Genomic DNA, 13,623 nt, shown 5'->3' with positions numbered 1-13,623 from the left:
ACGGAAAGCGCTACCTTTCGAGTAGGGACACAGGCGGGAGCAGAAAGATCATGACCGACAAGACCGTCGCCGAACTCAGGCAGAAGATCGCGCAGGCGCGCGAGGTGATCGTGCATCTGATGGACAAGTCCGCTTTCAACGGCGCCGAGGCGCACCGGGCGCTCGACTATTTCGGCAGCGACGCGTTCGACCGGAATTTTCTGCCGTGGCCGCATGCGAGTGAGGAAGGGCTGCGGCCGGAGGAACTCAACGCGGCGAATGACGATTGAGCGGCTGCGGTGGGCCGCCAGCTATACGGGTGCCAGGGCGACGCCTACTCAAACACGATCGCCTGCAGCGCGCCGCCGTTGCGCTTCAGCCAGTCCTTGCAGCGATCGGTGTCGGGGCAGAGCTTTTCGCACAGCTTCCAGAATTTCGGTCCGTGGTTCATCTCTTTCAGATGCGCGACCTCATGCGCCACCAGGTAATTGATGACCGGCGGCGGCGCCATCATGATGCGCCACGAGAAGGACAGATTGCCCTCCGAGGTGCATGACCCCCAGCGGCTGGAGGTATCCTTGTAGCGGATCGCCTTGGCGCGCTTGCCGATCGCCTCGGTGTGCTTGACCACCAGCTTCTCGATCTCGCGCTTGGCCTCGCGTTTCAGATAATCGGCGATGCGGCGCGGCAGGTGGACACGCTCGCCATGGATGATGAGCAGCGGGCCGCGCTCGTCGCGCGCGATGGTGACGGTGCCGCGTTTCGCCGGCTCATGGACGATGCGGTGCGGCACGCCGCGGATCGGGATCTTGATGCCGGGCCGCACCTGCGGGCGCATCGGCACCTTGGCCAGGCGCTGCTCCAGCCAGTCCTGATGGCGGTCGAGGAACTTCTCCACCTCGCCGCGGCGCAAGCCGGGCGGCACGGTTATGCGCAGCCCCTGGCCGCCGGAATCGATACGCAGCGTCAACCGCCGGGCCCTCGCGCTCTCGACGATTTTGAGCGGCAGGGTGCGGCCGGCGACGCAATGCTCGCGCTCCACGACGGGCTTGGGTTCTGGCTTGGTCAGATTGCGAAAGAAGCCGAGGGTCATGGCCGGACGATACGCGATTCGAGAAAAACGACCAGTAGAGTGAGGCTACATGGAGAACAAAAAAGAAACGGCGCCGCTCGCGCGACGCCGCATGTCGGCCGAGCCTTATGATTGAGGCTCAGTCGTCAAGGAGGTTCGACCCCTTGCCGCGCTTCGGCCCCGTCGCTCCGGTTGGACCACTCGTCGTGGTCGGCGCGGTCCGGTTGTTACGCTCGGCCATGAAGCGGTCGAACTCTTCCTGGTCCTTGGCACGGCGCAGCTCGCGGGCATACTCGTCGAACTCGTTCAGCATCTCGTCGAGCTTGCGGCGCTCCTCGGCGAGGCGTTCGAGTTCCTTCTCGCGCCAGTCGTCGAAAGCGACGTTGCCGGTGCGGGACGAGCCATGGCCCCAGCGGGCCGCCTTTTCCGAGCCACGGCGGCAGCCGGCGAAGATGCCGTCGGTGGCGCGGTTGACATCGCGCTTGAAGCCTTCGAGCCGGTCGCCCCAGATGATGTAGGCAAGCATGGCGAAGCCCAGCGGCCAGAACACCATGAAGCCGATCACCATCAGCGCGATGGTCGCCGGCGTCCAGGCCGGACGGATCAATGCACTTGTGTTCATTTTCTCCCAATCCTTCCGTTGGAGACAGCCAAACCGGCTGCGTGGAATCGAAATGGGAAGGCGAAATCGGCGATTCAAGGCAAGTCCGGCCAAAACCGGCGAAAGGCCTGAAATGATTATCGCTTTTTGAGTTTCTCGAGGAAAAGCACTGCCATTCCGGCGACCAGCCCCCAAAAAGCCGCGCCGACGCCGAACAAGGTGAGCCCTGAGGCCGTCACCGCAAAGGTGAGCGTGGCCGGCATGCGCTCGCCCGCATCATGGAGCGCGATCGAGAGCGCGTTGGCTAAAGGCGCCATCAGCGCCAGGCCGGCGACCAGCACGATCAGGCTCTGCGGCAGGACGGCGAAGATCGCCACCAGCGAAGCGCCGAAGATGGCGAAGACCAGATAGGCGAGCGCATAGAACGGCCCCGTCTTCCAGCGCTCGGCGGGATCCGGATGGACATCCGGGCCGGTGCAGATCGCCGCGGAGATCGCCGCCAGATTGGTCGTCGAGGCGCCGAACGGCGCCGAGAGCAGCGAGAACAGCCCGGTGACGCCGATCAGCGGGCCAGGTTCCGGGTGGTAGCCGGCGGCTTTCAGCACCGCGAGACCGGAGAGGTTCTGCGAGGCCATGGTGACGAGGTAGAGCGGCAAGGCCAGGCCAATGATCGCCGAAACGGTGAACTGCGGAGCGATCAGCGTCAGTGTCGACAATTCCGGCGCCGGCAGGCCGCCGACGCGGCCGGTGAGGAAGGCGGCAAGGCCGCCGCCGATCAGCACGACAAGGACCGAAACCGCCGGGTTGAACAGCCGGATGACGAAGAAGGCGGCGATCAGCGGCAGGATCAGCCACGGATCGGCGGGAATGGCCTTGACCGCGTTGATGCCGAAGCCGACCAGGATGCCGGCCAGCATGCCGGACGCCACCGAGGCCGGAATCTGCGCGATCAGCCGGGTCAGCGGCTTGAACAGGCCGGTGGCGATCAAGAGGATGCCGGTGACGATGAAAGCGCCGACGGCTTGCGCCATGGTGAAGCCGCTGGAGGCCGCGATCAGCGCCAGGCCCGGCGTTGACCAGGCGGTGATGACCGGCATTTTCGTGCGCCAGGACAGCCACAGGCATTCGATGGCCATGGCCAGGCAGATCGCCGTCACCCCGCTCGCGGTCTCGATCTGAGTGGCGCCGATCGCCTTGGCGGCGGCAATGACGATGGCCAAAGTGCCGCCAAAGCCGACGATGGCCGCAACGAAGGCGGATATCGGGATGGAAATGCGCATGCTTATGAAACTCGCTGGATCAGGTCGCCGACGGCGCGGTTGAGCATGTCGAGATCCTCCGGGCGGGAGAGGCGATGATCGCCGTCGGGGATAAGCGACAGCGTGACGTCATCGGCCGGCAGCAGTGCGGCGAGCTTCAGCGCATGACCGGAAGGCACGTCGGGATCGGCGAGACCCTGCACGATATGTACCGGGCAATGAGTGTCGATCGGCCCGGTCATCACCCGGTTCGCGCGGCCGTCCTCGATCAGCGCGCGCGTGTAGATATAGGGCTCGGCGGAATAGTCGGACGGTTCCTCGAAAAATCCCTTTTTCGAAAGGTCGCGCTTCTGCGCCCTGGTCAGCACCGGCTCGATCAGCTCGACGGTAAAGTCGGGCGCCGGCGCAAGCAGCACCAGGCCGGCGATGCGGTCGTCGCCGGCCTTGCGCAATTCCTGCACCATGCGCAGCGCAATCCACGCCCCCATCGAGGAGCCGACCAGGATCTGCTTGCCCTTGCTGAAGCGGCGAAAGACGGCGAGGCTCTCGGCCAGCCATTTCGAGATCGTGCCCTCGGCGAATTCGCCGCCCGATTCGCCGTGGCCGGAATAGTCGTGGCGCAGATAGGCGCGGCCTTCGCGGCTCGCCCAGGCCGACAGCGCCTCGGCCTTGGTGCCCAGCATGTCGGACTTGTAGCCGCCCAGCCAGACGATGCCCGGCGCTGAGCCCAGCGCCTGCCTGACAGCGATCTGCGTTCCGTTCACGTCGATGAAAACTGGTGCGCTGGCGTCCATGACCTCGTCCTTCCGGCCGGTCTTTTGGCACATCCGGCGGTTCGCGGAAAAGTGCTCGCACCTTTTCTTTGCTTGGTGCAGGCAATGGCAAGCTTTGAGGTGATTTCCTGGCGAGGCTGTGCTATTGACTCCGGCCGCGCGCTCACCACATAGGCGCGTCCAAGCGATTGAACTCAAAGAAACCCTGAACGAAACGGCCGAGGAGACCACGACCATTCGCAGACCTTTCAAAGCAGCGGCCCCGACCAAGGACGGTCCGCGCTCCAACCGAGACATCCGGGTGCCCCGGGTCCAGCTCATCGACGCAGAAGGCCACAACCGTGGCGAAGTTTCCATCAACGACGCGCTGCTGCTGGCCGAAGAGGCCGGGCTGGATCTCGTCGAGATATCGCCCAACGCGCAGCCGCCCGTCGTCAAGATCCTCGATCTCGGCAAGCTGAAATACGCCAACCAGAAGAAGGCGGCCGAGGCGCGCAAGAACCAGAAGGTCATCGAGATCAAGGAGATCAAGATGCGCCCGAACATCGACAGCCATGACTACGAGACCAAGATGAAGGCCGTGCGGCGCTTCTTCGAGGACGGCGACAAGGTCAAGCTGACGCTGCGTTTCCGCGGCCGCGAAATGGCGCATATGGAACTCGGCATGCAGCTCCTGAACAAGGTGCGCGAGGAAGTCGCGCCGATCGCCAAGGTCGAGGCCGAGCCGAAGCTCGAAGGCCGACAGATGATGATGGTGCTGGCGCCCCGCTGACGGTGCGCCTCACGTTTCCTTTCCGTCCTGGAGCCATTCCGGCGCGATCGCCGCAAACTGTCGCGCCGATCACGGTTTCGCGAAGGAGAATTGACCGGCCGCCGCTGCTTGGTGCTCCAAAATCCGCCTGAATTGCCGCGCAGGGGCGACCCGACGATCGGCGGGGGCGCCTGTTTTTCTATCCGATCGCCGGCTCCTCGACGATCGAGCTCTTTGATCGCGAGCAAATCGACGATCGGGTGTTCCCGATCGCGATCAAAACACGACGATCGGATTGGCCATGGTCGATGAAACAAAGATCCCGACCGACAACCAGATAGAAGGGTTGGGCGGCTACCAGTATATGCGCCGCATCGTACTGGCGGTGCTCATCGTGGTGCTGTTTGCGGCACTCCTTTTCGGCCAGTCGACGTTCCCTCCCGAGACGCCCGTGCACGAGACGATCGAGATGTTCGGCGTGCTCCTGATCTTCCTGGGCATCGTCGGGCGCTTGTGGTCGACGCTCTACATCGGCGGCCGCAAATCCTCCGAAGTGGTCACCGGCGGGCCCTATTCGATCACCCGCAACCCGCTCTATCTGTTCTCGACCGTGGCGGCAGCCGGCGTTGGCGCGCAGATCGGCTCGTTTTCCGGCATCATCCTCTTCGCGGTCCTTTGCGCCGGCGCCTTCCACGTCGTCATCCTGCGCGAGGAGCGCTATCTCAAGGAAGTCCTCGGCGCTCCCTACAAAGCCTATCTGGCGCGCGTGCCTCGCTTCTTTCCGAAGCTTTCACTCTACCAGGAAGGCGACACCGGCAGCTTCAAGCCGCGCCTGCTGTTGAACACGCTGCTCGACGGGCTGGTGTTCCTGGTGGCGCTGCCGGCCTTCGAACTGATCGACGGCGCGCAGCAGTCGGGGGTGCTGCCGGTGTGGTTCACGCTGCCCTGAACGGGAAAGCGCGCCGCGGGGCGGGTAGTGTCTCAGTTTGAAATTAGGAATTGAGATCAGCAATCGGAGTCGCATAGACGACGATACCGTAACCCTCTTGGACCGCAGTCGCAGCTGCGTTTCGCAACGGTTCGTCGCTGATCGAAGAAATTTCGATTTCCAGCCTTTTCGAGCCTCTTACCTCGATCAGCTCCCATCCGCATTCGGCCAGAAACCGTGGTGATGATGAGAGTGCAGTCCCCAAGTCGTAGGCATTGATGTAGACCAAAAGTGCGTGGCGTTCCCCATCGGGATACTGGGTGTGCCTGTTCGCGCAGGCTATGATTTTCAATACGTGGATGCTCATTTGGCCTTTCGTACTTTTCCCGTAGGGACCGCGCTTGCCCGGCTTCGGAGCAACGGCGTCCATCTTCGCGCAATGGTCGTCCATCGACCAGAGCGTCTTGGACACGCCAGCGGCCATTGCCGGCGTCATCTTCAGCGTCTTGTGCTTTGCGGTAAGTACATAGGAGTTCGGCGCAGGCGATAACCCTTAGGCGGAAGCGCATATTTCAAACTGAGACACTACCGCATGGCGTGAGGTGTTGCGCACGAGCCCTGTTTGATCTATAGGACCGCCGTTCCGCGTATCGGCCCGGAAATCATCTCTGATTTACGGAAAGCAAGATACGCAGAGCAAAAAACAAAAACCGCCCGGCAGGGCATGCCGTGGCGGTTTCATTTGCTTTTCGGGCTTTGGTCGGCCCGAAGCGAGAAAAGAAGCGCGATGGTGCGCTACCAATACGGAGTAGCAAAATGCCCAAGATGAAGACCAAATCGGCCGCCAAGAAGCGGTTCAAGATTACCGCCACCGGCAAGGTGCTGTCGGCTGCCGCCGGCAAGCGCCACGGCATGATCAAGCGTTCCAACAAGTTCATTCGCGATGCCCGCGGCACGATGGTTCTGGCTGAACCGGACGGCAAGAAGGTCATCAAGAATTTTCTGCCGAACGGCCTTTAAGCATTCGGTCCGGAACAGCGTTTAAGGAGATCATGACATGGCACGCGTAAAGAGAGGCGTCACCGCCCACGCCAAGCACAAGAAGGTCCTGAAAGCCGCCAAGGGCTTCTACGGCCGTCGCAAGAACACCATCCGCATCGCCAAGCAGGCGGTGGAAAAGTCGCTGCAGTACGCCTATCGCGACCGCAAGAACCGCAAGCGCTCGTTCCGCGCGCTGTGGATCCAGCGCATCAATGCAGCGGTGCATGAGCACGGCCTGACCTATGGCCGCTTCATCGACGGCCTCAACAAGGCCGGCATCGAGATCGACCGCAAGGTCCTTTCGGACATGGCCATCCACGAGCCGCAGGCTTTCGCAGCCCTTGTGGCCAAGGCCAAGGTGGCGCTCGAATATCTGAAGAACACCACGCCGAATGCTTTTGAGAGCGCTGTCGCCTAAGCCAGCGCTTCCCAAGCATTCGCTATTCTGATTTTGGGGAACCCGCGCTGGCACGGCTGGCGCGGGTTTTTCTTATGCCTGATGCAACCAAATTGGTGACGCGCCGAACCCCGGTGGTTGCCCGATCGAGAGAGTTTCGCCGTGAACGCCACCGCTGGAAATCTTGAAACCCTTGAAGCTTCTTTGATGGCCGACATCGCGGCCGCGGCCGACGAGCAGGCGATCGAGGCGGTGCGCGTCTCGGCGCTGGGCAAGAAGGGCTCGGTCTCCGAGATGCTGAAAACGCTCGGCGCGATGAGCGCCGAGGAGCGGCAGGTCAAGGGCCCGGCGATCAATGGGCTGAAGAACCGCGTCACCGAGGCGCTGACGGCGCGCAAGTCGGAGCTGAAGGACGTGGCGATCGCGGCGCGGCTCGCCGCCGAGACGGTCGACGTCACGCTGCCGGTGCGCCAGTCGCCGGCCGAGCGCGGCCGCATCCATCCGATCAGCCAGGTGATCGACGAAATCGCCGCGATCTTCGGCGACCTCGGCTTCGCGATCGCGGAAGGTCCGGACATCGAGACCGACTATTACAATTTCACCGCGCTCAATTTCCCGGAAGGCCACCCCGCGCGCGAGATGCACGACACCTTCTTCTTCCAGCCGGACGAGAAGGGCGAACGCAAGCTTTTGCGCACGCACACCTCGCCCGTGCAGATCCGCACCATGGAGCAGCAGAAGCCGCCGATCCGCATCGTCATCCCCGGCAAGACGTACCGGCAGGATTCGGACGCAACGCACTCGCCGATGTTCCATCAGGTCGAGGGGCTGGTAATCGACAAGACCGCCAACATCGCCAACATGAAGTGGGTGCTGGAGGAATTCTGCAAGGCCTTCTTCGAAGTGCCGAGCGTCAAGATGCGCTTCCGGCCGTCCTTCTTTCCGTTCACCGAGCCCAGCCTCGAGGTCGACATCCAGTGCGACCGCTCGCGGCCGGGAGAAGTGCGCTTCGGCGAAGGCTCCGACTGGATGGAGATCCTGGGCTGCGGCATGGTGCATCCCAACGTGTTGCGTTACGGCGGGCTCGATCCCGACGAATACCAGGGCTTTGCCTGGGGCATGGGCATCGACCGCATCGCCATGCTGAAATACGGCATGCCGGACCTGCGCGCATTTTTCGACGCCGACGTGCGCTGGCTCACGCATTACGGCTTCCGGCCGCTCGACATGCCGACGCTGTTCGGGGGCCTTTCCACATGACCGCTCCCCATACCGGGGGCTGCTGCTGCGGTGCCGTGCGGTTCCAGGCCTCGGCCGAGCCGCACCACATCAGCTATTGCCATTGCGGCGATTGCCGGCGTGCCAGCGGCGCGCCGGTGTCGGCCTTTATCGGCTTCACGGCCGACCAGATCGCGCTCGAAGGCAAGTCGCTGAAGAGCTACCGGAACGGCCCGGTGGCGCGCTCGTTCTGCGGCATTTGCGGCTCGCCGATCGCCTATAGCGACGAGCGGCTCGCCGGCCATATTTACTTCACGCTCGGCGCCATGGACATGCCTGCCTATTTCAGGCCGACGCTGCATGCGCATGTGCGCGAGCAGCTGCCCTTCCTGCATATGCCGGATTCACTGCCGCGGCACCTCAAGACGAGCGTGGCTAGACCTGACGCGCAAAGCCCTTCCTACGGAACACAGTCATGAAATTCACCCTCTCCTGGCTCAAGGACCATCTCGAGACCGACGCTTCGCTTGCCGAAATCGTCGAGCGGCTGACGGCGATCGGCCTCGAAGTCGAACATGTCGACGACAAGGCGGGCCTAAAACCCTTTGTCATAGCCAAGGTGCTGACTGCCGTGCAGCACCCCGACGCCGACCGCCTGCGGGTGCTTAGCGTCGATACCGGCGACGGCAGGCCGCCGCTGCAGGTGGTGTGCGGGGCGCCCAACGCCCGCGCCGGCCTGGTCGGCGCTTTTGCTGCGCCCGGCACCTATATTCCCGGCATCGACGTGACGCTTTCGGTCGGCAAGATCCGCGGCGTCGAGAGCCATGGCATGATGTGCTCCGAACGCGAGCTGCAGCTTTCGGACGAGCATACCGGCATCATTGATCTGCCCGAAGACGCACCGGTCGGCACCAGCTTCGCCGCCTACGCGCATCTCGACGATCCGGTGATCGAGATCAACCTGACGCCGAACCGCCCCGATGCCACCAGCGTCTACGGCATCGCGCGCGATCTCGCGGCGAGCGGCCTCGGCCGGCTGACCGGCGGCGCGATCATGCCGCACGCCGGCGACGGCATGTGCCCGGTGAAAGTCAAGATCGAGGCGCCGGAACTCTGCCCCGGCTTTGCGCTGACGCTGGTGAAGGGCGTGAAGAACGGCCCGTCGCCGAAATGGCTGCAGCAGCGGCTGATCGCCATCGGGCTTCGGCCGATCAGCGCGCTGGTCGACATCACCAACTACGTCACCTTCGACCGCGGCCGGCCGCTGCATGTGTTCGACGCGAAGAAGGTCACCGGCAACCTTGTGGTGCGCCGCGCCAGGGACGGTGAAAAGGTGCTGGCGCTCGACGGACGCGAATACTCGCTGACGCCCGAGATGTGCGTGATCGCCGACGACAACGGCATCGAATCGATTGCCGGCATCATGGGCGGCGAGCATTCGGGCTGCGACGAGAACACCACCGACGTGCTGATCGAATCGGCGCTCTGGGACCCGATCACGACAGCCCGCACCGGTCGCACGCTCGGCATCATCAGCGATGCGCGCTACCGCTTCGAGCGCGGCGTCGACCCTGAGTTCATGGTTCCAGGCGTCGAGCTCGCGACCAAGCTGGTGCTGGAATTCTGCGGCGGCACGCCGACCGAAATCGAGGTGGCGGGCTATGCCGGCCACAAGCCGAAGATCATTTCCTTCCCGCTGTCGGAAGTGAAGCGGCTGACCGGCATCGACGTGCCGAAAGCAGAAGCGCTCGCAATCCTGACCCGACTCGGCTTCGAGCCGCGCAGCTCAGGTGACGGCGTCGAGGTTAAGGTCCCCTCCTGGCGTCCAGATGTCGACGGCAAGGCCGATCTCGTCGAGGAAGTGATGCGCATCCACGGCGTCGACAACATAGCGCCGCAGCCGCTCACCTCGCATGACGCGGTCAACGGCAGGATCCTGACCATGCTGCAGGTGCGCACCCGGGCCGCCAAGCGCGCGCTCGCCGTGCGCGGCATGATGGAGGCGGTCACCTGGTCGTTCATTCCGGCGAAACACGCCGAGCTGTTCGGCGGCGGCCAGAACGGGCTGAAGCTCGCCAATCCTATCGCCGCCGACATGTCCGACATGCGGCCGTCACTGCTGCCCGGGCTGATCAGCGCCGCCCAGCGCAATGCCGATCGGGGCATCGGCGACGTGGCGCTGTTCGAAGTGTCCGGCACCTATGAAGGCGACTTGGCCGACCAGCAGCGGCGCGTCGCCGCGGGCGTGCGGCGGGGCACCGCCAAGCTCGACGGCTCGGGCCGCAGCTGGGCCGGCAATGCCGGGCCGGTCGGCGTGTTCGACGCCAAGGCGGACGCGATCGCGGCGCTCGAAGCCTGCGGCGCACCGGTCGACAGGCTGCAGATCGAGCCTGGCGGCCCGGCCTGGTACCATCCTGGACGCTCAGGCACGATCAAGCTCGGGCCGAAGACCGTGCTCGGCACTTTCGGCGAGTTCCATCCAAAGACGCTCGAAGTGCTCGACGCCTCCGGGCCGCTCTGCGGCTTCGAGGTCTTTGTCGATGCGGTGCCGGAGCCGAAAGCCAAGCCGACGCGCACCAAGCCGAAGCTGGAGCTTTCGCCGTTCCAGGCGGTGAAGCGCGACTTCGCCTTTGTCGTCGACAAGGCGGTCGAGGCCGGCACGCTGGTGCGGGCAGCTTTGGCCGCCGACAAGAAGCTCGTCACCGGCGTCTCGGTGTTCGACGTCTTCGAAGGCGCCGCGCTCGGCGCCGCCAAGAAGTCGATCGCCATCGAAGTCTCGATCCAGCCGGTGGAAAAGACGCTGACCGACGAGGATTTCGAGGCGCTGGCCAAGCGCATCGTCGAGAACGTCAACAAGCAGACGGGCGGCGTGCTGAGAGCATAAAGGATTGCCGGAAGGTGGCGAATCGCCCTCCAAAGGGCGATGCACCATCTCCGCTATTCCGGCCTGCCTTTCGAGGAGCAGCGCGCGGCGTTCCTCGAAATCGTGGCGGCGGACCCGCTGCTGGCCAAAACGCTGGCGCGAGTGCGTGAACTGGCGTTGCCGGACTGGCTGGTGGTTTCCGGCGCGCTCTACAACAGCATCTGGAACCATCTCACCGGCAGGCCCTCAGGCTACGGCATCAAGGATGTCGATCTGTTCTATTTCGACGGCACCGATCTCTCCTACGAGGCCGAGGACGCGGTGATCCGCCGGGCGGCGCAGCATTTCGAAGGACTGACGCTACCGGTGGAGGTGCGAAATCAGGCACGCGTGCACCTGTGGTATCCGGCCAGGTTCGGGCAGGCATGCCCGCGCTACACGAGCGCGAGTGAATCGATCGGCTATTTCGCCTCGAAGACGCATGCGGTCGGGGTGCGGTTCGACGCAGACGAGGCGTTGGAGCTGGTGGCTCCGTTCGGGCTCGACGACATTTTTTCGTTTCGCATCACGCCGAACCGGGCGCTGGACAACCAGCGGACGCATGAGGCGAAGGGGAGGAGGGCGCGAGAGAACTGGCCGGAGATCAGCGTGGTGCCTTGGTAGGTCAGCGAGAGGCGCCCCCCTCTGTCCTGCCGGACAGAGGGGGGCGCTGTCCCGCCAGCGTCTCAAAGCAAGCTGAAATGTCTAACCATTCACCAGCGCCAGCAGCTCTTCGGTATAGCGCTTGCCGACGACCTTGTCGGGCGACAGCGCGTCGCCGATGGCCGCGACCTCGGCGGCGCTCAGCTTGATCCCGGCCGCTGCCGTGTTCTGCTCCAAATGGCGGATCTTGCGCGCGCCGGGGATCGGCACGATGAAATCGCCCTGGTGCAGCACCCAAGCGAGCGCCAGTTGCGCCGCTGTCACGCCCTTTTCCGCCGCCAACTTTTCCAGCACAGCGATGACGGCATTGTTGGCTTCCATGGCTTCGGCCTGGAAGCGCGGCAGGCCGAGGCGCCAGTCGCCGGCGCCGAGCGTATCGCGCTTGGCGATGGTGCCGGTGAGCAGGCCGCGGCCGAGCGGACTGTAGGGGACAAAGCCGATGCCGAGCTCGCGGCAAACGGCAAAGACCTCGTCCTCGGGATCGCGGCTCCACAGCGAATACTCGCTCTGCACGGCGGCGATCGGGTGCACGGCATGCGCCCGGCGCAGCGTGGCGCCGCTCACTTCCGACAGGCCGAGCGCCCGCACCTTGCCCTCGCGCACCAGTTCGGCCATGGCGCCGACCGTGTCCTCGATCGGCACGTTCGGGTCGACACGGTGCTGGTAATAGAGGTCGATGACGTCGGTATCGAGCCGCTTCAGCGAGGCCTCCGCCACCGCCTTGACGTGCTCAGGGCGGCTGTCGACGCCGATCATGCGGTCGATGCCCGAACCGTGCTCGGATATCTTGAAGCCGAATTTGGTGGCGATGGTGACCTTCTCGCGTACCGGCTTCAGCGCCTTGCCGAGCAGGATCTCGTTCTCGTAAGGGCCATAGACTTCGGCGGTATCGAAGAAGGTGACACCGATCTCGACGGCGCGGCGCAGCGTGGCGATGGCTTCCGCCTCCGGCTGTCCGCCATAGACAAAGCTCATGCCCATGCAGCCGAGGCCGACGGGGAAGACCTCGAGTTCAGTTCCTAATTTGCGGGTTTGCATGGCGCATCTCCTTGTTGCGATGGCGATGAAATAGCGCCTAGTCATCCGTTCGATAATCATGTCTCTTTCGCACAGCTCGCTCTATAAGATAGATCAATGAACCGGACGAACCTTTCCCAGCTGGCCGTTCTCGCCGCGGTCGCGCAATGCGCCAGCTTCCGCGGCGCGGCCCGCGAGCTCGGCATCGCGCCGTCGGCGGTCAGCCATGCGGTGGCGAGCCTGGAGGCGCGGCTCGGCGTGCGGCTTCTGGCGCGCAGCACGCGCAGTGTCGCCCCGACCGAGGAAGGCGCGCGGCTGTTGGAGCGCCTGCGGCCGGCACTGTCCGAGATCGACCTGGCGCTGGAAACGGCGGTCGAGACGCGCGACCGGCCGGCTGGCAATCTCAGGCTTAGCGTGCCGCGCACCGCCGCGCATCTGGTGCTGACGCCGCGGCTCGCTGCCTTCACAGCCGCCTATCCCGAGATCGTGCTGGAGGTCGTCATCGAGGACCGCTTCACCGATGTGGTGGAGGGTGGGTTCGACGCCGGTGTCAGGCTGGGCGAAAGCCTGCAGCGCGACATGATCGCGGCGCGCATCGGACCGAACATCCGCGGCGCGTTGGTCGGCGCGCCCTCCTACTTCGCGACCATGCCCAAACCGCGTCATCCGCGCGATCTCGCCGATCACCGCTGCATCCGCTTCCGCTTCTCCAGCGGCATCCTCTACCGCTGGGAGTTCGAGAAGGACGGCGAGGAAATCGAGATCGCAGCACAAGGGCCGCTGATCCTCGACGAGGACCATCTGATCGCCCAGGCCGCGATCGACGGCGCCGGGCTCGCCTTCGTCTTCGAGGACTATGTGAAGGCGCCGCTCGCCGATGGCCGGCTGATCCGCGTGCTGGAGGACTGGTGCCCCGCCTTCGACGGCTTCTTCGTCTACTACCCAAGCCGCCGCCAGATGCGGCCGGCGTTGCGGGCCTTCGTCGATTTCTTCAAGGTGAGCGGGTAGGCTCCTCCGTTCCC

General features: G+C 64.3%; 16 protein-coding genes. 10 read left to right on the top strand and 6 right to left on the bottom strand.

Annotated elements, in window-relative coordinates; genetic code table 11:
* Positions 1-50 precede the first annotated feature (50 nt).
* Positions 51-269, top strand: a complete 219-nt coding sequence (locus CK224_RS13490) for a hypothetical protein (protein WP_095782113.1) — start codon at positions 51-53, stop codon at positions 267-269.
* Positions 270-313: 44 nt separating this feature from the next.
* On the opposite strand, the gene CK224_RS13485 is transcribed toward CK224_RS13490, so the two are convergent.
* From CK224_RS13485 to CK224_RS13470, 4 genes are all read right to left on the bottom strand, one after another.
* Positions 314-1,072 carry a M48 family metallopeptidase gene (locus CK224_RS13485; protein WP_067002950.1) on the bottom strand — a complete coding sequence of 253 codons (759 nt, stop codon included), beginning with the start codon at positions 1,070-1,072 and terminating at the stop codon, positions 314-316.
* A gap of 118 nt (positions 1,073-1,190) precedes the next feature.
* Positions 1,191-1,673, bottom strand: a complete 483-nt coding sequence (locus tag CK224_RS13480; protein WP_095782112.1) for a DUF2852 domain-containing protein — start codon at positions 1,671-1,673, stop codon at positions 1,191-1,193.
* 116 nt (positions 1,674-1,789) lie between these two features.
* Complete coding sequence (locus CK224_RS13475; protein ID WP_082980726.1) at positions 1,790-2,932, bottom strand: benzoate/H(+) symporter BenE family transporter; 1,143 nt, start codon at positions 2,930-2,932, stop codon at positions 1,790-1,792.
* Positions 2,933-2,934: 2 nt separating this feature from the next.
* Positions 2,935-3,705, bottom strand: a complete 771-nt coding sequence (locus tag CK224_RS13470) for an alpha/beta hydrolase (RefSeq protein WP_095782367.1) — start codon at positions 3,703-3,705, stop codon at positions 2,935-2,937.
* 214 nt (positions 3,706-3,919) lie between these two features.
* On the opposite strand from CK224_RS13470, the gene infC reads away from it, so the two are divergent.
* Positions 3,920-4,456 carry a translation initiation factor IF-3 gene (gene infC, locus CK224_RS13465; protein WP_067003282.1) on the top strand — a complete coding sequence of 179 codons (537 nt, stop codon included), beginning with the start codon at positions 3,920-3,922 and terminating at the stop codon, positions 4,454-4,456.
* A gap of 280 nt (positions 4,457-4,736) precedes the next feature.
* A complete protein-coding gene (locus tag CK224_RS13460; RefSeq protein ID WP_095776868.1) occupies positions 4,737-5,384 on the top strand; it encodes an isoprenylcysteine carboxylmethyltransferase family protein in 648 nt (215 codons plus the stop codon).
* Positions 5,385-5,427: 43 nt separating this feature from the next.
* Here the strand turns inward: CK224_RS13460 and CK224_RS13455 are convergent, their stop codons facing one another.
* Complete coding sequence (locus CK224_RS13455; protein ID WP_141245811.1) at positions 5,428-5,859, bottom strand: hypothetical protein; 432 nt, start codon at positions 5,857-5,859, stop codon at positions 5,428-5,430.
* A gap of 320 nt (positions 5,860-6,179) precedes the next feature.
* Here CK224_RS13455 and rpmI point away from each other — a divergent pair, with 320 nt between their 5' ends.
* The 6 genes from rpmI (at position 6,180) to CK224_RS13425 (ending at position 11,545) form a co-directional block, all read left to right on the top strand.
* Complete coding sequence (gene rpmI, locus CK224_RS13450) at positions 6,180-6,383, top strand: 50S ribosomal protein L35 (RefSeq protein ID WP_027166935.1); 204 nt, start codon at positions 6,180-6,182, stop codon at positions 6,381-6,383.
* Between the two features lie 37 nt (positions 6,384-6,420).
* A complete protein-coding gene (gene rplT / locus CK224_RS13445) occupies positions 6,421-6,822 on the top strand; it encodes a 50S ribosomal protein L20 (protein ID WP_040968947.1) in 402 nt (133 codons plus the stop codon).
* Positions 6,823-7,008: 186 nt separating this feature from the next.
* Entirely contained in the window at positions 7,009-8,061 is a 1,053-nt protein-coding gene (gene pheS / locus CK224_RS13440) for a phenylalanine--tRNA ligase subunit alpha (protein WP_245322440.1), read from the top strand.
* On the top strand, positions 8,058-8,498 hold the full coding sequence (locus CK224_RS13435; protein ID WP_095782110.1) for a GFA family protein: 441 nt from the start codon (positions 8,058-8,060) through the stop codon (positions 8,496-8,498). The genes pheS and CK224_RS13435 overlap by 4 nt, the downstream gene beginning before the upstream one ends.
* Positions 8,495-10,903, top strand: coding sequence for a phenylalanine--tRNA ligase subunit beta (gene pheT, locus CK224_RS13430; protein WP_095782109.1), 2,409 nt, complete (start codon positions 8,495-8,497; stop codon positions 10,901-10,903). Before CK224_RS13435 ends, pheT begins: the two co-directional genes overlap by 4 nt.
* A 39-nt stretch (positions 10,904-10,942) precedes the next feature.
* Complete coding sequence (locus CK224_RS13425) at positions 10,943-11,545, top strand: nucleotidyltransferase family protein (RefSeq protein WP_095782108.1); 603 nt, start codon at positions 10,943-10,945, stop codon at positions 11,543-11,545.
* An 81-nt stretch (positions 11,546-11,626) separates the two neighbouring features.
* Here CK224_RS13425 and CK224_RS13420 read toward each other — a convergent pair whose 3' ends face one another.
* A complete protein-coding gene (locus tag CK224_RS13420; protein ID WP_095782107.1) occupies positions 11,627-12,622 on the bottom strand; it encodes an aldo/keto reductase in 996 nt (331 codons plus the stop codon).
* 96 nt (positions 12,623-12,718) lie between these two features.
* On the opposite strand from CK224_RS13420, the gene CK224_RS13415 reads away from it, so the two are divergent.
* Complete coding sequence (locus CK224_RS13415; RefSeq protein ID WP_095782106.1) at positions 12,719-13,609, top strand: LysR family transcriptional regulator; 891 nt, start codon at positions 12,719-12,721, stop codon at positions 13,607-13,609.
* Positions 13,610-13,623 lie beyond the last annotated feature (14 nt).

Origin of the sequence: Mesorhizobium sp. WSM3862 (genome assembly GCF_002294985.1) — a bacterium.
Classification (GTDB): domain Bacteria; phylum Pseudomonadota; class Alphaproteobacteria; order Rhizobiales; family Rhizobiaceae; genus Mesorhizobium.
This window is presented reverse-complemented; position numbering and strand designations above follow the sequence as displayed.

Excerpts from the sequence above, each read along its gene's own strand:
- rplT (WP_040968947.1), top strand. The coding sequence starts at position 6,421 with ATGGCACGCGTAAAGAGAGGCGTCACCGCCCACGCCAAGCACAAGAAG.
- CK224_RS13475 (WP_082980726.1), bottom strand. The coding sequence starts at position 2,932 with ATGCGCATTTCCATCCCGATATCCGCCTTCGTTGCGGCCATCGTCGGC.
- CK224_RS13460 (WP_095776868.1), top strand. The coding sequence starts at position 4,737 with ATGGTCGATGAAACAAAGATCCCGACCGACAACCAGATAGAAGGGTTG.
- CK224_RS13425 (WP_095782108.1), top strand. The coding sequence starts at position 10,943 with ATGCACCATCTCCGCTATTCCGGCCTGCCTTTCGAGGAGCAGCGCGCG.
- rpmI (WP_027166935.1), top strand. The coding sequence starts at position 6,180 with ATGCCCAAGATGAAGACCAAATCGGCCGCCAAGAAGCGGTTCAAGATT.
- CK224_RS13480 (WP_095782112.1), bottom strand. The coding sequence starts at position 1,673 with ATGAACACAAGTGCATTGATCCGTCCGGCCTGGACGCCGGCGACCATC.
- CK224_RS13490 (WP_095782113.1), top strand. The coding sequence starts at position 51 with ATGACCGACAAGACCGTCGCCGAACTCAGGCAGAAGATCGCGCAGGCG.
- pheT (WP_095782109.1), top strand. The coding sequence starts at position 8,495 with ATGAAATTCACCCTCTCCTGGCTCAAGGACCATCTCGAGACCGACGCT.
- CK224_RS13485 (WP_067002950.1), bottom strand. The coding sequence starts at position 1,072 with ATGACCCTCGGCTTCTTTCGCAATCTGACCAAGCCAGAACCCAAGCCC.
- CK224_RS13435 (WP_095782110.1), top strand. The coding sequence starts at position 8,058 with ATGACCGCTCCCCATACCGGGGGCTGCTGCTGCGGTGCCGTGCGGTTC.
- CK224_RS13455 (WP_141245811.1), bottom strand. The coding sequence starts at position 5,859 with ATGACGCCGGCAATGGCCGCTGGCGTGTCCAAGACGCTCTGGTCGATG.
- pheS (WP_245322440.1), top strand. The coding sequence starts at position 7,009 with ATGGCCGACATCGCGGCCGCGGCCGACGAGCAGGCGATCGAGGCGGTG.
- CK224_RS13420 (WP_095782107.1), bottom strand. The coding sequence starts at position 12,622 with ATGCAAACCCGCAAATTAGGAACTGAACTCGAGGTCTTCCCCGTCGGC.
- CK224_RS13470 (WP_095782367.1), bottom strand. The coding sequence starts at position 3,705 with ATGGACGCCAGCGCACCAGTTTTCATCGACGTGAACGGAACGCAGATC.
- CK224_RS13415 (WP_095782106.1), top strand. The coding sequence starts at position 12,719 with ATGAACCGGACGAACCTTTCCCAGCTGGCCGTTCTCGCCGCGGTCGCG.